Genomic DNA, 18,168 nt, shown 5'->3' with positions numbered 1-18,168 from the left:
GTCCCCACCGCCGGTGATGCTTTACGCTCCGCTTACTTTGCGCTTCGCGACATCTGTCACTGGGGGGATCAAGCCGTGTTCGTCCTGTTCATCATCCTCGTCATCGCCGCCGCGGTGATGTACGCCGTCGCCCGCGGCGGCGACAACCGGGGTCTCAAGATCGGCGCCCTGGGCGCCCTGCTCGCCGGGCTCTTCTCCGGCATGGCCAGCTGTGTTCACGTCGTCAGCGCCTACGAGGTCGGCGTGCCGGTCACGTTCGGCAAGGTCGGCTCTCCGATGACCTCCGGCGTGAACCTCACCTCGCCGTTCACCAGCGTCACGACGTTCTCCACCCGGCCGGTGGACCTCAACCTCTCGGACAAGGACGTCGTCGAGGTGCGCTCGTCGCAGGGCGGGGTGATGTACGCGGAGCTGACCGTGAAGTGGGCGGTCACCCCGGCGAAGGCCGTCGAGCTCTACCGCCTCGCGGGCAGCGAGGACGCGATACAGCAGCGCCTGGTCTTCCCCGACAGCCGCGAGATCGTGCGCAACGTCTTCGCCCGCCACACCAGCGAGGAGGGCTACACCTCCGCCCGCGAGAAGATCAACGCCGAGATCGGTGAGCTGATCAAGGAGCGGCTCGCCCCGCGCGGCATCGACGTCACCACGGTCAACCTGCGCAACGTGAAGCCGTCGGAGAAGCTGCAGGACCAGATCGACCGCAAGATCCAGCAGCAGCAGGCCACCGAGCGCGCGACGGAGGCGGCCCGCACGGCCAAGGCGGAGGCCGAACGCCGCCGCATCGAGGCCGAGGGCATTGCCAAGGCGAACCGCATCCTCAATGAGTCGCTGAGCGACAAGGTGCTGACCAACCAGTGCATCGAGGCGTTCCGCGAGGCGGCCGAGAAGAACCCGGTCTACGCGGTGCCCTGCGGCTCCGGCACCGGCAATCCGCTGATCGTGGACGGCAGCCGGAACTGACGCCACGCATGCGAGAGGGCCGCCCGCGCGATGCGGGCGGCCCTCTCGCATGCGTGGCAGGTGTCAGCGCGAACGCTTGGCCAGGCGCTCCACGTCCAGCAGGATCACCGCACGCGCCTCGAGGCGCAGCCAGCCGCGCTGGGCGAAGTCGGCGAGCGCCTTGTTCACGGTCTCGCGGGAGGCGCCGACGAGCTGGGCCAGCTCCTCCTGGGTGAGGTCGTGGACGACGTGGATGCCCTCCTCCGACTGCACGCCGAAGCGGCGCGACAGGTCGAGGAGCGCGCGGGCGACACGGCCCGGGACGTCGGAGAAGACCAGGTCGGACATCTGGTCGTTGGTCTTGCGCAGCCGGCGGGCGACCGCGCGCAGCAGTGCGGTGGCCACCTCCGGGCGCGCGTTCAGCCAGGGCTGGAGGTCGCCGTGGCCGAGGCCGAGGAGCTTCACCTCGGTCAGGGCGGTGGCGGTCGCGGTGCGCGGGCCGGGGTCGAAGAGGGACAGCTCGCCGATGAGCTCGCCCGGGCCGAGGACGGCGAGCATGTTCTCGCGGCCGTCGGGGGACGTGCGATGGAGCTTGACCTTGCCGTCGGTGACCACGTACAGGCGGTCGCCCGGTTCGCCCTCGTGGAAGAGCGCGTCGCCGCGGGCGAGCGTCACTTCACTCATCGAGGCGCGGAGCTCCGCGGCCTGCTCGTCATCGAGCGCCGCGAAGAGCGGGGCGCGCCGCAGAACGTCGTCCACGAGTTCTCTCCTTGTCGACCTGCTCAGGGGACGTTGTCCCCATGATGCCGGACCGTTGCCGTGCTGTTCCGGGACTCGGTGCCCCGCGGCGGCATCGTCGGGGATCGGGACCCCGGTAGTAAACAATCGTGCGATCAATCACAACAAGTTTGACGCACTGGCGCGCCCAACCGTGCGGCAGGGGCCCGATTGGGTCGTGATTCCCGGGGACCGGCGCGAATGTCGGTGGCGGCCCTTAGGCTGGCCGGGTGTCCAATTCGCCGGTGAGAGCGCAGGCCAAGGGGGCTGGGAGCGTGTCCGGAAACCAGAATTCCGCTGTGGGCGAACAGCTCTCGCCCAGTCCGGACAAAAGGAAGAAATCGGTCAAACCGGAATCGCGTCTGGCCATGGTCCGCCGTGCTCGCCGGATCAATCGCGAGCTCGCCGAGGTCTTCCCGTACGCGCATCCGGAGCTCGACTTCGAGAATCCGTACCAGCTGCTGATAGCGACGGTCCTGTCGGCCCAGACCACCGACCTCAGGGTCAATCAGACGACTCCCGCCCTCTTCGCGAAGTACCCCACCCCCGAGGACCTGGCCGCGGCGGTGCCCGAGGAGGTCGAGGAGCTCATCCGCCCGACCGGCTTCTTCCGGGCCAAGACGAAGTCGATCATGGGGCTGTCCAAGGCCATCCGCGACGACTTCGGCGGCGAGGTCCCCGGCCGGCTGGAGGACCTGGTCAGCCTTCCGGGAGTGGGCCGCAAGACGGCCTTCGTCGTCCTGGGGAACGCCTTCGGAGTCCCCGGCATCACCGTGGACACGCACTTCATGCGCCTCGTGCGCCGCTGGAAGTGGACCGACCAGGACGACCCGGTGAAGATCGAGGCCGAGATGGCCACGATCTTCCCCAAATCGGAGTGGACGATGCTCTCCCACCGCGTGATCTTCCACGGCCGCCGCATCTGCCACGCCCGCAAGCCCGCCTGCGGCGCCTGCCCGATCACCCACCTCTGCCCGGCCTACGGCGAGGGCGAGACCGATCCCGAGAAGGCCAGGAAGCTCCTGAAGTACGAGATGGGCGGCCAGCCCGGCCAGCGGCTCAAGCCGCCGCCGGACTATCCGGGAAAACCGGCCCCGGCCCTGGGCGCGATCGGGTGAACGGCCCCCACGAGGAACGATCCGGATGCCCCGTGGCGTTGAGCACCAGGGGGTGCCCATGACGCGCGCAGGCGAAGAGACCTACAAGACGTACGAGCAGTCCGGCAGGCACGAAGAGGTGTCCGTCATCACCGACGGCCTGCCCGACTGGCTCGACCCCGTGGTGCGCGCCGCCGACACCGTCCAGCCGCACCAGCTGAGCCGCTTCCTGCCGCCCGAGAGCGGCCGGGGGCGGCAGTCCGCCGTGCTCGTCCTGTTCGGCGAGGGCCCGCGGGGCCCCGAGCTGCTGCTCATGGAGCGGGCCGGCACGCTGCGCTCGCACGCCGGGCAGCCGTCGTTCCCCGGCGGCGCCCTCGACCCGGAGGACGGCGACCCGGCCACCACGGGACCGCTGCGCGCGGCGCTGCGGGAGGCCGAGGAGGAGACCGGGCTCGACCCCTCCGGGGTCCAGCCCTTCGGCGTGCTGCCCAAGCTCTACATCCCGGTGAGCGGATTCGTCGTCACGCCCGTACTGGGATGGTGGCGCACCCCGAGCTCGGTCGGGGCGGTCGACCCCGCCGAGACCGCGCGGGTCTTCACCGTGCCCGTGGCGGATCTCACGGACCCGGACAACCGCGCGATGGCCCTCCACCCGAGCGGTCACGCGGGGCCCGCGTTCATGGTCGAAGGCGCTCTGGTCTGGGGTTTCACGGCTGGGGTGATCGACCGGCTCCTGCACTTCGCGGGCTGGGAGCGACCATGGGACCGGACCAGGGAGGTCCCGCTGGACTGGCGCGCATGACACGCTGATCCCGTACGAAGCGCACCCCGGGGCGCACAGACGATGCGGCCGCGCCGCGGACCCGGACCGACCAGCCGGAAGGAGCACCCGGCGACGACACTGCGAGGCTATTGACGGTGAACGTGCTGGACATCCTGTTGCTGGTCGCCGCCGTCTGGTTCGCGATCGTCGGCTACCGCCAGGGCTTCGTCGTCGGCATCCTCTCGGTGATCGGCTTCCTCGGCGGCGGGCTCGTCGCGATCTACCTGCTCCCGGTGATCTGGGCGGCGCTGACCGACGGCGCCGAGGTGTCGACCACGGTCGCCATCATCGCCGTGGTGATCGTGATCGTCTGCGCGTCGGTCGGCCAGGCGTTCACCACCCACCTCGGGAACAAGCTGCGCCGGCACATCACCTGGTCACCCGCCCGCGCCCTGGACGCCACCGGCGGTGCCCTGGTCAACGTCGTCGCCATGCTGCTGGTCGCCTGGCTGATCGGATCCGCGCTCGCGGGCACCTCACTGCCCACGCTGGGCAAGGAGGTGCGCAGTTCCAAGGTGCTGCTCGGCATCTCCCGGGTGATGCCCGATCAGGCCAACACGTGGTTCGCGGACTTCACCTCCGTCCTCGCGCAGAACGGCTTCCCGCAGGTCTTCAGCCCGTTCGCCAACGAGCCCATCACCGAGGTCCGGCCCCCGGATCCGGCTCTCGTCGGCAGCCCCGTCGCCGCGCGCGCCAAGCAGTCCATCGTCAAGGTCGTCGGTACGGCGCCCACGTGCGGCAAGGTCCTCGAAGGCACCGGCTTCGTCTTCGACGAGCGCCGGGTGATGACCAACGCTCATGTGGTCGGTGGCGTGGACGAGCCGACCGTCCAGATAGGCGGCGAGGGAAAGCTCTACGACGCCAAGGTCGTGCTGTACGACTGGGAGCGCGACATCGCCATCCTGGACGTCCCCGATCTCAGGGCCCGTCCGCTCGCGTTCGCCGAGGACGACGCCCGCAGCGGCGACAGCGCGATCGTCGCGGGCTTCCCGGAGAACGGCTCCTACGACGTCCGCTCCGCCCGTGTCCGCGGCCGGATCAACGCCAACGGCCCCGACATCTACCACCGGGGCACCGTCCGTCGCGACGTCTACTCACTGTTCGCGACCGTGCGCCAGGGCAACTCCGGCGGCCCGCTGCTCACCACCGACGGCAAGGTCTACGGCGTCATCTTCGCCCGGTCCCTCGACGACGCCGACACGGGCTACGCCCTGACGGTCGACGAGATCCGCGACGACATCGCCCGGGGCAGGGCCGCCAACCAGCAGGTCGACAGCCAGGGATGCGCCTTGTAGGGATGCGCCGGCCGGGGCTGTCGCCGGCTCAGGCCCGCGGATGCCGCAGTCGCGCGGACACCCAGCGTGCACGGCGCCGGAGAATGCGCGAAATGCCCATCCCCTGCCCCGGATGCTCCTGGCTCTCGTGCTGAGAACCGCCACTGTCGTGCGAGATCGGCCCATTGGCCGAGCGGCGGTTGCGTGCTGTGTCACCGTAGTCGTGCGTCCAGCCCATACCCGGACGTCTGCCCGGGCCCCATGGTCGGTAACCGTGTCGGGACCCGCCAATTGGCCTATGCGCCGGGCATGTGGCCGTTCGTAGGACAACCGTTCCATCCGGTTCGCCCGGACGGCCCCCGCCGGCCTCTCGCGGCCGCGGGACGGCTCAGCGGTCGGGTTCCGGGTCCTTGAGCCAGCTGATGAGCTCGTTCGAGAAGGCCACCGGGTCCTCCTCGTGGGGGAAGTGGCCCAGACCGTCGAACAGCCGCCACCGGTACGGGGCTTCGACGTACTCGCCCGAACCCGCCGCGCTGCGCGTGCGCATCGCCGGATCGAGTGACCCGTGCAGATGGAGCGTCGGCACCCGTACCGGACGCTTCATCCGGCGGTTGAACTGGATGCCGTCCGGCCGGGCCAGCGAACGCACCATCCAGCGGTACGGCTCGATCGAGCAGTGCGCCGTCGAAGGGATGCACATCGCGCGCCGGTAGACGTCGACCGCCTCCTCGTCGAGCGGCTGCGGCCCCGACCAGTCCTCGATCAGCCGGCCCACCAGCGCGGCATCGTCGGCGACCAGTTGACGCTCCGGAATCCAGGGCCGCTGGAAACCCCACACGTACGACCCGGCACGGCTCTGCGCGAAGTCCGACAGCATCGCGGAACGCCAGCGCCGCGGGTGCGGCATCGACGAGACCGCCAGGCGGCGCACCAGTTTGGGACGCATCACGGCCGCCGTCCACGCCAGGTAGCCGCCCAGGTCGTGTCCGACCAGTGCGGCGTCCGGCTCGCCCAGGGACCGGACCACGCCGGTGATGTCGAGTGCGAGGTTGGCCGGGTCGTAGCCCCGCGGCGTACGGTCGCTGCCGCCCACTCCGCGCAGGTCCATCGCCACTGCCCGGAAGCCCGCGTCGGCGAGCGCGGGCAGCTGGTGCCGCCAGGTCCACCAGAACTGCGGGAACCCGTGCAGCAGCATCACCAGCGGCCCGTCGCCCATCTCGGCGATGTGGAAGCGGGCGCCGTTGGCCGCGACGTCGCGGTGGGTCCACGGACCGTCGAGACGTACGGGGCCGCCGGGGCTGGAAACAGGTGCCGTCATGCTGATGAGCGTGCCACACCCGCGGACCGGGCGTTCACCACTCCCCGGCCGGCCGCGCCGGCGCCCGCCCTCCGGGTCACACCGTGACCTTGTCCTGCCGTGAGCCGGCCGGGAGCTCGGGCTGCGCGGGGCGGCGCGGATGCGGCTTGGCGTTCTGCAGCACCGCCGCGGTCTCCTTGGCCGAGGCGACCGTCTTCTGCGGTCCCTTGCCCTTCTTCGCCTTCTTCACGAAGACCAGACCGATCAGCGCCAGCAGTCCGGCGACGAGGACGTTGACGGCGAACGACAGCAGGAAGCAGACCGACAGGTGCCAGTGGGTCCAGAACTGGAAGCCGTAGGCGAGCGCGAAGCTCAGCATCGGCAACGAGAAGAGCAGCACCGCGCCCGCAGCGGTGAACGCACCACCGCCCATGCCCGCCTTCTTCACGTCGCGGCGCAACTGGGCCTTGGCCAGCGCGATCTCGTCGTGCACCAGCGCCGACATCTCGGCGGTCGCCGCGGCGACCAGCTGACCGAGACTGCGGTCGGCGCCGGCAGCGTTCGCCGTGGTGTTGCCGCGGTCGCTCATCGCTGACTCCCTCTCCAAAGTTCTACGGTCCGATGTCAGATCATGCCGGACTGTCGCCGTCGTTGCGCGATGCCCCCGCCGCTTGGGCCCTCCTGCGGTGCTCCGCCGCCTTCTCCTCGTAGATGGCCGCCATCCTCAAGTGGTACGCGGGGTCGTCCTGCTCGTAGATGTCGGGGATCCCGGACATGTCCTCGTCGCGCTCCTCCTCGGCCGCCAGCGCCTGGTAGGTGCGTACCCGCAGTTTGAGGAGAATGCCGGAGAGGAGTGCGGCGATCAGGGAACCGATCAGGACCGCGGCCTTCACCTCGTCGGTGAGGGTGGCGTCCCCGGTGAAGGCGAGCTCACCGATCAACAGGGAGACGGTGAAGCCGATACCGGCGAGCGAGGCCAGCGCGAAGACGTCCGGCCAGCGCAGGTCCTCGTTGAGCTCCGCCCTGGTGAAACGCGCCGCCAGCCAGGTGCCGCCGAAGATGCCGAGTGCCTTGCCCACCACCAGGCCCAGCACGACGCCCAGCGTCTCGGGCCTGGTGAAGACGTCACCGAGGGACTTGCCCGTGACGATGACTCCCGCCGAGAACAGCGCGAACAGCGGGACGGCGATGCCTGCGGACAGCGGACGCACCAGGTGCTCGATGTGCTCGCCCGGGGACTGCTCCTCGCCCTCCCGGCGGCTGCAGCGCAGCATCAGGCCCATCGCGACACCGGCGATGGTGGCGTGGACACCGCTGTTGTACATCAGCCCCCAGATGACGAGGGCGAGCGGCACATACACGTACCAGCCGCGCACGCCCGTGCGCAGCAGAAGCCAGAAGAGGGCGAGACCGGCGAAGGCGCCGCCGAGAGCCGCGAAGTTCAGGTCGTTCGTGAAGAAGATCGCGATGATCAGGATTGCGAAGAGGTCGTCGACGACCGCCAGAGTCAGCAGGAACGCGCGCAGCGCGGACGGCAGTGATGTGCCGATCACCGCGAGGACGGCGAGGGCGAAGGCGATGTCCGTGGCGGTGGGGACCGCCCATCCGGCCGTGGAACCGTCGCCGAGCGTCGTGACCGTCAGGTAGACGAGGGCGGGCATGATCATGCCGCAGAGCGCGGCGACGACGGGCAGGGCAGCGGCCTTGGGGTCGCGGAGCTCTCCCACGACCAGCTCCCGCTTGAGCTCGATGCCGGCGACGAAGAAGAAGACGGCCAGCAGACCGTCCGCCGCCCAGTGCTGGACCGACAGGTCGAGGCCGAGCGACGCGGGCCCCACGTGGAAGTCGCGCACGGAGGCGTAGCTCTCGCCAAGAGGGGTGTTCGCCCAGATCAGTGCCACCACCGCGGCGAGCAGGAGCAGCACACCGCCGACCGTCTCCGCGCGCAGCGCGTCCGCGACGAAGTTCCGCTCGGGCAGCGACAGGCGGCCGAAGAGCTTGGGAGTGGTCTTGGGCGCGGCCACAGTGCATAACCTCCGGTCGGTCGGACACGACAAAACTGTTGCCGACCAGACTTCCCGGCGCACCTGAGATCCTTCGTTGCGCCATTGACGCGTTCTTTACTCTACCTAAAGATTTTGCGGCTCGTCGCGGGCGTACGGGCAGCGGTCGGCCGCGCACCGCATGCGCAAGGCCCCGGCGCGGGTGCGCCGGGGCCTTGCGGTGCCCGGTGGATCCGGGGCGAGCCGGTCCCTCGGACGGTGTTGAGCGCCGGTCAGTCCTCGGTGGGGGCGCTGGGCAGGCGGGACTGGATCAGGTCCATCACGGAGGAGTCCGTGAGCGTGGTGACGTCACCGAGTTCACGGTTCTCGGCGACGTCGCGCAGCAGGCGGCGCATGATCTTGCCGGAGCGGGTCTTCGGCAGCTCGGCCACCGGCAGGATCCGGTTGGGCTTGGCGATCGGGCCGAGCGTCGCGCCGACGTGGTTGCGCAGCTCGTTCACGAGGCCGTCGTCCTCGGTCGCCGTGCCCCGCAGGATGACGAACGCGACGATCGCCTGTCCGGTCGTCTCGTCCGCGGCGCCCACGACGGCGGCCTCGGCGACCTTGGGGTGCGAGACCAGCGCCGACTCGACCTCGGTGGTCGAGATGTTGTGGCCGGACACGAGCATCACGTCGTCGACGCGGCCGAGCAGCCAGATGTCGCCGTCGTCGTCCCTCTTGGCTCCGTCGCCCGCGAAGTACTTGCCCTCGAAACGGGACCAGTAGGTGTCGATGAACCGCTGGTCGTCGCCCCAGATGGTGCGCAGCATCGACGGCCACGGCTCGGTGAGCACGAGGTAGCCGCCGCCCCCGTTGGGCACCTCGTTCGCCTCGTCGTCGACGACGGTGGCGGAGATGCCGGGCAGCGGGCGCTGCGCGGAGCCGGGCTTGGTCTCGGTGACGCCGGGCAGCGGCGAGATCATCATCGCGCCGGTCTCGGTCTGCCACCAGGTGTCGACGATCGGGGTCTTCCCGGAGCCGATGTGCTCCCGGTACCAGATCCAGGCCTCGGGGTTGATGGGCTCTCCGACCGAGCCGAGGACGCGCAGGCTGGAGAGGTCGAACTTGGCGGGGATGTCGTCCCCCCACTTCATGAACGTGCGGATCGCGGTCGGCGCCGTGTAGAGGATCGTGACGCCGTACTTCTGCACGATCTCCCAGAACCGGCCCTGGTGCGGGGTGTCCGGCGTGCCCTCGTACATGACCTGCGTCGCGCCGTTGGCCAGCGGGCCGTAGACGATGTAGGAGTGGCCGGTGACCCAGCCGATGTCCGCCGTGCACCAGTAGACGTCGGACTCGGGCTTGAGGTCGAAGACGGCGTGGTGCGTGTAGGCCGCCTGGGTGAGGTAGCCGCCGGAGGTGTGCAGGATGCCCTTGGGCTTACCCGTGGTGCCGGAGGTGTAGAGGATGAAGAGCGGGTGCTCCGCCTCGAACGCCTCGGGGGTGTGCTCGGCGGACTGACGGCCGACGACGTCGTGCCACCACACGTCGCGGCCCTCGGTGAACGCGGTCTCCTGGCCCGTGCGCTGCACGACCAAAACGTGCTCCACCTGCGGGCAGCGGGAGACGGCCTCGTCGATCGCGGGCTTGAGCGCGCTGGGCTTGCCGCGGCGGTAGCCGCCGTCGGCGGTGATGACGAGCTTGGCGTCGGCGTCCTGGATCCGGGAGGCGACCGCGTCGGCCGAGAAGCCGCCGAAGACGACCGAGTGGGCGGCGCCGATCCGTGCGCAGGCCAGCATGGCAACCGCGGCCTCGGGGATCATCGGCATGTAGACCGCGACGCGGTCGCCCTTGCGGACCCCGAGCTCGGTCAGGGCGTTGGCTGCCCTGGAGACCTCGTCCTTGAGCTCGGCGTAGGTGATGGCGCGGCTGTCACCGGGCTCGCCCTCGAAGTGGATGGCGACGCGGTCGCCGTGGCCCGCCTCGACATGGCGGTCCACGCAGTTGTACGCGACGTTGAGCGTGCCGTCCGCGAACCATTTCGCGAAGGGCGGGTTGGTCCAGTCGAGGGTCTCGGTCGGTTCGGTGGCCCAGTCGAGCCGCCGTGCCTGCTCGGCCCAGAAGCCAAGCCTGTCCGCGGCGGCCTGTGCGTACGCCTCGGCGGTCACGTTGGCGTGCGCGGCCAGCTCGGCCGGAGGTGCGAACCGCCGCTCTTCCTTAAGAAGGTTGGCCAGGCTTTCGTTGCTCACGACATCTCCCTTTCTCAGGGCGTCTTCTGTGCGTATGTGTCCCAGGCCATAGCTCATCAGCCAGAAGGCCGGGTGACAAGGGCCTTCGGGAAATTGGTTTAGACCTGTGGGGAGGGTGGCTCCTCGACCCCGGGCGGCAGGGAAGAGGAGCCACACGTTCCCACGGACACCGCACAGCGCCGGTTCAGCCGCGCGGTGTGCGCTCGGTCACGCGGTGTGCATCCCTGGCTCGACGTGCACGGCTGCACGTGATCAGACGTGGGCCTTCTCCAGTACGGACGGGGTGGGTGCGACCCGGTCGAAGACCTGCTCGACGTCGTGGCCGGTCGCGCTCGTGAGCAGATATGCCTGGGCCTCGCCGACATGGAAGTACATGCCGTGCAGTTGCAGCGTGCCCTCGGCGAGCCGGCGGGCGACCGACTCATGGGCCCGCAGATGCTCCAGCTGCTGGACCACATTGGTCAGGCACAGCTGCTCCACGGCGTCCGCGGGCATCCGTCCCGAGATCCTCGCCCACGCATGCCGACGGCTGCGCATGCGCTCCAGGCTGGGCAGACCGTGCCGCAGCCAGCGGCGCAGCGGGGTCGGCGCGCCGTCGGGCGGGCTGTTCAGCAGGGCCTGCATCGCCCCGCAGCCCGAGTGGCCGCACACCGTGATGGACTCCACCCCCAGCACGTCCACCGCGTACTCGATGGCGGCCGCGACCGAGTCGTCGCCGCTCTCCTCGCCAGGCAGTGGAACCAGGTTTCCCACATTGCGCACGGTGAACAGGTCGCCCGGGCCGCTCGCCGTGATCATGCTGGTGACCAGCCGGGAGTCGGCGCAGGTGAGGAACAGCTGTGACGGCTGCTGTCCCTCACGGGCGAGGCGCGCCAGCTCGTCGCGGACCAGGGGGGCGGTGTTGCGCTGGAACGCGCTGAGCCCGGTGGCCAGTTGATGCGCCTCGGCCGGCTGGGGGCGCTCGCCGCAGTGGTGGTTGCGCCAGGGCGTCCAGGGTCGGCAGCAGCCGTGCGTCTCCTGCGCGGGCTCGCTGATCCGCGCCCCGGACCGACCGGTGAACTCCACGGTGCCGCCCTGCTGCCTGTGCGACGTCTGCCAGTCGTGCAGCGCCTCGTACGCCGCGTGGTCCATGAACGAGCCGTCCAACTCGACCACGCAGTCGACGCCGTGCGGCACCTGTCCGAGGACCCGGCTCAGCCGGGGAACAGCCAGGAACGTCAACTGCCCGCGTACCCGCACCCGGTGGAAGGTGCCGTCCTCCTCCACGGTGATCCGGGTCCTGGTGAGCCGGTGCAGTGCGACCGTGACGGCGACCGCGACCCCGATCAACACGCCTTCGAGCACGCCGGTGAGGACGACAGCGCTGACGGTCGCCGCGTAGACCAGGATCTCGCGGTTGCGCTTGACGCTGCGCAGGTGCGTGATGTTGACCATCTGCACGCCGACCACCATGACCAGCGCGGCGAGCGTGGCCAGTGGGATCAGGTCGAGGACGGGCACCAGCAGCAGCGCGGCCACCGTGATCCACAGTCCGTGGAGCATGGTGGAGTGGCGGCTGACCGCTCCGGCGGAGACGTTTGCCGAACTGCGCACCGCGACGCCGGTGATGGGCAGTCCGCCGAGCGCGCCGGACACGACGTTGGCCGCGCCCTGTCCGGCGAGCTCGCGGTCGAGGTCCGTGCGGGGGATGCGCACGTCCGGCTTCTTGCGGGCGGCAGCGAGCTTGTCGATGGCGACGGCCGACAGCAGCGACTCCACGCTGCCGACGAGCGTGATGGTGAGGACGGCGGCGAGCAGCCCGAGCACGGGCCCCTCGGGAAGCTCGGGGAGCGCGTGCGAGCGCCAGGAGGGCAGGTCGACACGCGGCTGGTGGAGCTGCGCGAACGTCGCGAGCGCGGTCGCGGCGGCGACGGCGGCCAAGGCCGCCGGAACGGTCCGCAGGATCTGTCCCGCTCGCCCGGGGATACGCGGCCACGCCAGCAGGACGGCGACCGTCAGGACGCTGACGGACAGTGCGGCCGGGTGCAGATTCGCCAACTGGAGGGGCAACGCAGCCACGTTGGCGAGGGCCGAGCTCTGCGGGGTGCCCCCGAGGACGATGTGCAGCTGTGCCAGGGCGATGGTGACGCCGATGCCGGCCAGCATCCCGTGGACGATCGCGGGGCTGACGGCGAGGGCGGAGCGCGCCACCCGCAGGGCGGCGAGGCCGAGTTGGCACAGACCGGCGAGGACCGTGATGGCGCAGGTGGTGCGCCACCCGTACCGCTGGATCAACTCCGCGGTCACGACGGTCAGTCCGGCGGCCGGGCCGCTGACCTGGAGCGGGGATCCGCCGAACCGGCCCGCCACGATGCCGCCGACGGCGGCGGCGACGAGGCCGGCCTGGAGCGGCGCCCCGGTGGCGAGGGCGATGCCCAGGGAGAGCGGCAGGGCGATCAGGAAGACGCAGACGGATGCGGACACGTCTGCGCCCGCGATGTGGAAGCGCCGACGTGGTCCGGTGGGAGGCGGACTGTGCGGGCCCTGGAAGCGGGCGGCCGGGGACATCGGCGGGTGATCGGCATCGTCGGTGCGGGTGGGGACGCAGGACATTCCCGTCTCCTCCAAGGTGGCGCGGTCGCGGAACGTGGGGGACGCGGCCGTGGGGCACGGCATGCAGCGGCGGGATGCTCGAATCGCACGAGCGCTCAACAGTAAGTAAATGGATCGTAATGCAGAGTAAAGACTCTGGCATGATTTTCTGGGCAAATGGTGCAATCAATCACCCGATGCAGTGATTAGTCATTTCATTGCGGCCTGTCGGGCCGCCCCCTCATTCCTGGCGAGCGACCGTGTCGGCTCCATTCCCCAGTCAGATAGTCGTATCGCCATACGAAAGAGGGTGGGCGGATGCTGGCCTCCACGAAGAAGGCTGCCGCCGTCGTCGGTGCGGTCGCCACAGCACTGACCGCAGGACTCGCCGGCTGCTCGGGCGGTGGCGCGCGGGGCTCGGGCGACGCGGGCACCGAGCACGGCGCTCCGGCTCCCAAGAAGGGGGGTGCGGCCCCCAAGGTCCGTCTCATCGGCGACGGTTCCACCGCCTTCACCGGCGCCCAGCCGGGCCTGCTCAAGCCTCAGCGGCTCAAGCGCGGTGAGAAACCACCGCAGTTCGTGGTGTTCTCGTGGGACGGTGCCGGCGAGGACAGCCAGAAGCTGTTCTCCCGCTTCCGCAAGGTCGGCAAGAAGTACGACGCGACGATGACGTACTTCCTCAGCGGCGTCTATCTCCTCCCCGAGGAGAAGCGGCACTTGTACGCCCCGCCCCAGCACGCGGTGGGCAGCTCCGACATCGGCTTCAACGACGTCCAGGGAATCAAGGACACCGTGCGAGAGCTGCGCGGCGCCTGGCAGGACGGCAACGAGGTGGGCACCCACTTCAACGGGCACTTCTGCGGCAAGAAGGGGGGAGTGGGCACCTGGTCCGTCAAGGAGTGGAAGAGCGAGATCCGCCAGGCCAAGTCCTTTGTGAAGAACTGGAGGACGAACGCCGGTCTCACCTCGGCGGAGCCGCTCCCCTTCGACTACGACAAGGAACTCATCGGGGCCCGCACCCCGTGCCTCGAAGGCCGTCACAACTTCCTGCGCGCGGCACGCGACCTCGGCTTCCGCTACGACACCAGCGGGATCAGCGAGCAGGTCTGGCCCAAGAAGGAACTGGGCCTGTGGAACCTGGCCCTCCAGATGGTCCCCGTCCCCGGCCGCGCCTTCGAGACGCTGTCGATGGACTACAACTTCATGGTCAACCAGTCGGGCACGTCCAAAGGCAGCCCCTCGATGCACGAGTACTGGGGCAACCAGATGCGCGACGGCCTGCTGAAGGCATTCGACCGCGCTTACAAGGGCAACCGTGCGCCGCTCATCATCGGCAACCACTTCGAGTCCTGGAACGGCGGGACCTACATGAAGGCGATCGAGCAGACGATCGCCAAGGTGTGCGTGAAGAGCGACGTGAAGTGCGTGTCGTTCCGACAGCTGGCCGACTGGCTGGACGCCCAGGACCCGCTGGTTCTCGAGAAACTGCGGCAGCTGGAGGTAGGTGAGGCGCCCAAGGGCGGCTGGTCCGACTTCCTCTCCAAGCCGCCGGTGGCCCCGGCCGGCCCGTCCGCCGGGCGTGACACCGGGCAGCGCGCCTCGCAGCCCTGAACGCGGCGTGACACGAGGGCGGTCCGGACCGACCGGCCGGACCGCCCCCGTCGCGCGGATCAGCCCGGCTGCGGCACCGGCGTGTGCTCACCGAGCACGAACGCCGGGTCCACCTGGGCCGCCAGGTCCGCACCCGTCTTCGCGTTGCCCCAGCTCTCCGCGTTCTTCAGATGGAAGTGCACCATCTGACGGGTGTAGCGCTCCCAGTCCCGGTGTGCGTACGAGTCCTCCGCCGCGTCCTGCAGGGTCTGCAGCGCCGTCCGATTGGCGGCCTCCAGCAGCTCGAACCGAGGCGGCCGGCCCTTCTCCATCGCACGGACCCAGTCCGAGTGCCCCACCGTGACGAGCAGGTCGTCGCCCACCTCGTCCTGCAGGAACTCCAGGTCGTCCCGGCCCTGCACCTTGTTGCCCACGACCTTCAGCGACACCCCGAAGTCACGGGCGTACTCCTTGTACTGACGGTAGACCGACACCCCCTTGCGGGTCGGCTCGGCCACCAGGAAGGTCATGTCGAACCGCGTGAACATACCGGAGGCGAAGGAGTCCGAGCCCGCGGTCATGTCGACGACGACGTACTCCTGGGGCCCGTCCACCAGATGGTTGAGGCACAGCTCGACCGCGCCGACCTTGGAGTGGTAGCAGGCGACACCGAGGTCGGACTCGGTGAACGGCCCCGTCGCCATCAGCCGGATCTCGCCGTCGTCGAGCCGTACGGTCCGGGCGCACGCCTCGTACACCGGGTTGTCCTCGACGACCCGCAGAAGCCGGGAGCCCTCGCCGGGCGGCGTGGTCTTGATCATCGTTTCGGCCGAGGTGATCCTCGGGTTCGTGCCGCGCAGATACTCCTTGATCAAGGGCAGGTGCGCGCCCATCGCGGGCAGGGCGGCAGCCGCCGCGTCGTCGAGACCGAGCGCGGCCCCCAGGTGCTGGTTGATGTCGGCGTCCACCGCGACGACAGGGGCTTCGGCGGCGGCCAGGTGGCGGATGAAGAGGGAGGACAGCGTCGTCTTGCCGCTGCCGCCCTTCCCTACGAAAGCGATCTTCATGTTCACCTAGAGTAGTGCTACGAGTGCTGGATGTTGTCAAGGTGAGTGAGGAAGACCACTCCAAGGTGGGGCAACGGCGGGCCGGCGCGTAGCCTCGCTACCTATGAGTACGAACGCCTCGCCGGCCGACCCTCTCGCCACCCTCGGCACGCTGCCGGGCGTCGCCGACTCCGTGGACTCCGTACGCAAAGCCGTCGACCGGGTCTACGGGCACCGGGTCATGCGGCGGCGCAGCAACGAGATCACGTCGGAGGCCGCGCTCCGCGGAGCCCGCGCCTCCGCCGCCCTGTCCGGTGCCGACTGGGCGCTGGAGGAGGTGCGCCGGCGCACCGACTTCGGCAGCGAACCCGAGGCGCGCACCGTGGGTGCGGCGCTGCGGCTGACCGCGGAGGCGGGCCAGCTGTTGTCGATCTGGCGGCAGTCGCCCCTGCGGGTGCTGGCCAGGCTGCATCTGGTCGCGGCGAGCGGCAGCGACACCGCCGAGGCAGTGGGCAGGCCGCGCCTGTCCGGCGAGCCGGTCGAGGAGCCGCTGATCGAGGCGCCTCTGCCCGGCGCGGCCGAGGTGGCGGGGCGTCTGGACGGGCTCGCGGAGCTGATCATCACCGGCAGTTCCGCACCGGCCCTGGTGACGGCGGCCGTGGTGCACGGCGAGCTGCTGGCGCTGCGCCCGTTCGTCTCCCGCAACGGTCTGGTCGCGCGGGCGGCCGAGCGGATCGTGCTCATCGGCAGCGGCCTCGACCCGAAGTCGATCTGCCCGGCCGAGGTCGGGCACGCCGAGCAGGGTCGCGCGGCCTACACCGCGGCCTTCGAGGGCTATCTGTCGGGCACGCCGGAGGGTATGGCGGCCTGGATCGCCCACTGCGGGCGGGCCGTGGAGCTGGGTGTCAGGGAGTCGACGGCGGTGTGCGAAGCGCTGCAGCGCGGTGCGGCCTGAGGGGACGCCCCTGAGGGCGAAAGGGCCCGAATCCCTGCCGAAAAGGGTTGCGGCGGTACCAATTGGTACCGCCGCTGGCATGTCCGCCCAGTTACCATGCGTCCTCGAATGTTGCCCATCAGGTCGGGAACTTTGCCCGTCACCTGGTGCGGCTGGCCCGTAATCGACGGGTCGACGTCGCGTGGGTGCTCGGCTTCCATGCTTCGGTCCGTGGGGCCTTCTCTGCGTTTAAAGGTGATCCTTTCGGATGTCCTCGGTCTCGCGGGCCGTTAAGTCCTTTGTACTACCGCAGGCCGGGAAGGGAAAGGTCTGCGCGGACTTCTTTACTTTTAGGTTCAAATACGGGCGAACCGGGTGCCGAGCTCGGTCGTCGCACGGGCCGCGCGCGCCGCTCCCCGGCGGCGGTTGGCGTACCAGACGAGCCCGGCGGTCGCGGCCGCCGCTCCGACCGCCGCGGCGGCCATCAGCGCCGGACGGGGTGGCATCGAGAAGGTCGGCAGCCGCTGCTTCAGCCGCACCGGCTTGTTGAAGACGAGAACCGGCCAGCCCCGCACCGCCGCCTCGCGGCGCAGCGCGCGGTCCGGGTTCACGGCGTAGGCGTGGCCCACCGCCGAGAGCATCGGGATGTCGGTCGCCGAGTCGCTGTACGCGTAGCAGCGGTCCAGGTCGTAGCCCTCCGACGCGGCGAGCTCCCGGACCGCCTCGGCCTTCGTCGGACCGTACGCGTAGTACTCCACCTCGCCCGTGAAGCATCCGTCGTCGCCGACGACCATGCGGGTGGCCACGACGCGGTCCGCGCCGAGCAGCTCGCCGATGGGCTCCACGACCTCGGCGCCGGACGTGGAGACGATCACCACGTCCCGGCCGGCCATGTGGTGCTCCTCGATGAGGGAGGCGGCCTCGTCGTAGATGATCGGGTCGATGAGATCGTGCAGCGTCTCGGCGACGATCTCGCGGACCTGCTGCACGTTCCAGCCCTTGCAGAGCGCGGACAGGTACTCGCGCATCCGCTCCATCTGGTCGTGATCGGCGCCGCCCGCGAGAAACACGAACTGGGTATAGGCGGTGCGCAGCGCGGCACGCCGACTGATCAGCCCGCCTTGGTAGAAGGACTTGCTGAAGGTCAGCGTCGAAGACTTCGCAATGACCGTCTTGTCCAGATCAAAGAAGGCGGCTGTGCGCGACAAGGAGTGGTTTTCCACGGGGTGAGCATATGTGCCCGCCATTCGGCGTACGCTGGGCGCGTGGGTTTGCCTGAGAAGGCTCTCGGGTACACCATGGAAGTCACGGATCGTTCGCGACCGTGCTAACCCGGTCCGGCTCCTCCCCCCCCGAGTCGGCCGGAGAGACGACCCCCGCTCTCCCCCCCGGCGGGGGTCGTCGCATGTCCGGGCGGGTTTTCCCTCATCTTCGCGGCCGTTGCCGCCCGCCGCCCGCCTCTGTCGCGCTCGGAAGACGTGGAAGGCGTACCCCCGGATTCGTCACTGTGGGTAGTTGTTGTGCTGCGCTCCGAGACCTTTCGGTCTCTCACCGGTTTGGGCTACGGAGATATTCACAAGTGGCCGGTT

At 69.8% G+C, this 18,168-nt stretch carries 15 protein-coding genes; 6 read left to right on the top strand and 9 right to left on the bottom strand.

The annotated features are described in order from the left end of the window. The first annotated feature begins 75 nt into the window (after positions 1–75). A complete protein-coding gene (locus HW130_RS12745; protein ID WP_177149627.1) occupies positions 76–960 on the top strand; it encodes a prohibitin family protein in 885 nt (294 codons plus the stop codon). 63 nt (positions 961–1,023) lie between these two features. On the opposite strand, the gene HW130_RS12740 is transcribed toward HW130_RS12745, so the two are convergent. Beyond that, positions 1,024–1,698 carry a Crp/Fnr family transcriptional regulator gene (locus HW130_RS12740; protein ID WP_177149626.1) on the bottom strand — a complete coding sequence of 225 codons (675 nt, stop codon included), beginning with the start codon at positions 1,696–1,698 and terminating at the stop codon, positions 1,024–1,026. 248 nt (positions 1,699–1,946) lie between these two features. On the opposite strand from HW130_RS12740, the gene nth reads away from it, so the two are divergent. From nth to HW130_RS12725, 3 genes are all read left to right on the top strand, one after another. After that, positions 1,947–2,834 carry an endonuclease III gene (gene nth / locus HW130_RS12735; RefSeq protein WP_177149625.1) on the top strand — a complete coding sequence of 296 codons (888 nt, stop codon included), beginning with the start codon at positions 1,947–1,949 and terminating at the stop codon, positions 2,832–2,834. Between the two features lie 58 nt (positions 2,835–2,892). Further along, on the top strand, positions 2,893–3,615 hold the full coding sequence (locus HW130_RS12730) for a CoA pyrophosphatase (RefSeq protein ID WP_177149624.1): 723 nt from the start codon (positions 2,893–2,895) through the stop codon (positions 3,613–3,615). Positions 3,616–3,731: 116 nt separating this feature from the next. Continuing rightward, positions 3,732–4,931 carry a MarP family serine protease gene (locus HW130_RS12725; RefSeq protein WP_177149623.1) on the top strand — a complete coding sequence of 400 codons (1,200 nt, stop codon included), beginning with the start codon at positions 3,732–3,734 and terminating at the stop codon, positions 4,929–4,931. A 28-nt stretch (positions 4,932–4,959) separates the two neighbouring features. On the opposite strand, the gene HW130_RS35870 is transcribed toward HW130_RS12725, so the two are convergent. The 6 genes from HW130_RS35870 to HW130_RS12700 all read right to left on the bottom strand — a co-directional run bounded on the left by HW130_RS35870 (position 4,960) and on the right by HW130_RS12700 (position 13,030). Next, positions 4,960–5,148 (bottom strand): hypothetical protein, encoded by a 189-nt coding sequence (locus HW130_RS35870; RefSeq protein ID WP_256356048.1) that lies wholly within the window; start codon positions 5,146–5,148, stop codon positions 4,960–4,962. 150 nt (positions 5,149–5,298) lie between these two features. Then, positions 5,299–6,228, bottom strand: coding sequence for an alpha/beta fold hydrolase (locus HW130_RS12720; protein WP_177149622.1), 930 nt, complete (start codon positions 6,226–6,228; stop codon positions 5,299–5,301). Positions 6,229–6,304: 76 nt separating this feature from the next. After that, positions 6,305–6,796 (bottom strand): phage holin family protein, encoded by a 492-nt coding sequence (locus HW130_RS12715; protein WP_177149621.1) that lies wholly within the window; start codon positions 6,794–6,796, stop codon positions 6,305–6,307. Between the two features lie 40 nt (positions 6,797–6,836). Next, positions 6,837–8,231 (bottom strand): Na+/H+ antiporter NhaA, encoded by a 1,395-nt coding sequence (gene nhaA / locus HW130_RS12710; protein WP_177149620.1) that lies wholly within the window; start codon positions 8,229–8,231, stop codon positions 6,837–6,839. Between the two features lie 251 nt (positions 8,232–8,482). Beyond that, the gene (gene acs / locus HW130_RS12705) at positions 8,483–10,438 is read right to left on the bottom strand and encodes an acetate--CoA ligase (RefSeq protein WP_177149619.1); all 1,956 of its coding nucleotides are present in this window, start codon (positions 10,436–10,438) and stop codon (positions 8,483–8,485) included. A 252-nt stretch (positions 10,439–10,690) separates the two neighbouring features. After that, positions 10,691–13,030 carry a bifunctional SulP family inorganic anion transporter/carbonic anhydrase gene (locus tag HW130_RS12700; RefSeq protein ID WP_177149618.1) on the bottom strand — a complete coding sequence of 780 codons (2,340 nt, stop codon included), beginning with the start codon at positions 13,028–13,030 and terminating at the stop codon, positions 10,691–10,693. 297 nt (positions 13,031–13,327) lie between these two features. On the opposite strand from HW130_RS12700, the gene HW130_RS12695 reads away from it, so the two are divergent. Then, complete coding sequence (locus HW130_RS12695) at positions 13,328–14,620, top strand: hypothetical protein (protein WP_177149617.1); 1,293 nt, start codon at positions 13,328–13,330, stop codon at positions 14,618–14,620. 59 nt (positions 14,621–14,679) lie between these two features. Here the strand turns inward: HW130_RS12695 and HW130_RS12690 are convergent, their stop codons facing one another. Continuing rightward, entirely contained in the window at positions 14,680–15,666 is a 987-nt protein-coding gene (locus HW130_RS12690; protein WP_177149616.1) for an ATP-binding protein, read from the bottom strand. A 103-nt stretch (positions 15,667–15,769) separates the two neighbouring features. Here HW130_RS12690 and HW130_RS12685 point away from each other — a divergent pair, with 103 nt between their 5' ends. Further along, positions 15,770–16,600: an oxidoreductase gene (locus HW130_RS12685; RefSeq protein WP_177149615.1), complete on the top strand. Its 831-nt coding sequence runs from the start codon at positions 15,770–15,772 to the stop codon at positions 16,598–16,600. A 335-nt stretch (positions 16,601–16,935) separates the two neighbouring features. On the opposite strand, the gene HW130_RS12680 is transcribed toward HW130_RS12685, so the two are convergent. Next, a complete protein-coding gene (locus HW130_RS12680; RefSeq protein WP_177149614.1) occupies positions 16,936–17,826 on the bottom strand; it encodes an HAD family phosphatase in 891 nt (296 codons plus the stop codon). Between the last annotated feature and the right edge of the window lie 342 nt (positions 17,827–18,168).

Source organism: Streptomyces sp. PKU-EA00015 (assembly GCF_013387495.1).
Taxonomy (GTDB): domain Bacteria; phylum Actinomycetota; class Actinomycetes; order Streptomycetales; family Streptomycetaceae; genus Streptomyces.
The sequence above is the reverse complement of the archived record's forward strand: the minus strand, read 5'-3'. Positions and strand labels throughout refer to the sequence as shown.

What these genes read in the sequence shown, in the direction of transcription:
- HW130_RS12730 (WP_177149624.1), top strand. Translation starts at nt 2,893, where the DNA reads ATGACGCGCGCAGGCGAAGAGACCTACAAGACGTACGAGCAGTCCGGC.
- HW130_RS35870 (WP_256356048.1), bottom strand. Translation starts at nt 5,148, where the DNA reads ATGGGCTGGACGCACGACTACGGTGACACAGCACGCAACCGCCGCTCG.
- HW130_RS12720 (WP_177149622.1), bottom strand. Translation starts at nt 6,228, where the DNA reads ATGACGGCACCTGTTTCCAGCCCCGGCGGCCCCGTACGTCTCGACGGT.
- HW130_RS12715 (WP_177149621.1), bottom strand. Translation starts at nt 6,796, where the DNA reads ATGAGCGACCGCGGCAACACCACGGCGAACGCTGCCGGCGCCGACCGC.
- HW130_RS12700 (WP_177149618.1), bottom strand. Translation starts at nt 13,030, where the DNA reads ATGTCCTGCGTCCCCACCCGCACCGACGATGCCGATCACCCGCCGATG.
- HW130_RS12695 (WP_177149617.1), top strand. Translation starts at nt 13,328, where the DNA reads ATGCTGGCCTCCACGAAGAAGGCTGCCGCCGTCGTCGGTGCGGTCGCC.
- HW130_RS12690 (WP_177149616.1), bottom strand. Translation starts at nt 15,666, where the DNA reads ATGAAGATCGCTTTCGTAGGGAAGGGCGGCAGCGGCAAGACGACGCTG.
- HW130_RS12685 (WP_177149615.1), top strand. Translation starts at nt 15,770, where the DNA reads ATGAGTACGAACGCCTCGCCGGCCGACCCTCTCGCCACCCTCGGCACG.
- HW130_RS12680 (WP_177149614.1), bottom strand. Translation starts at nt 17,826, where the DNA reads ATGGCGGGCACATATGCTCACCCCGTGGAAAACCACTCCTTGTCGCGC.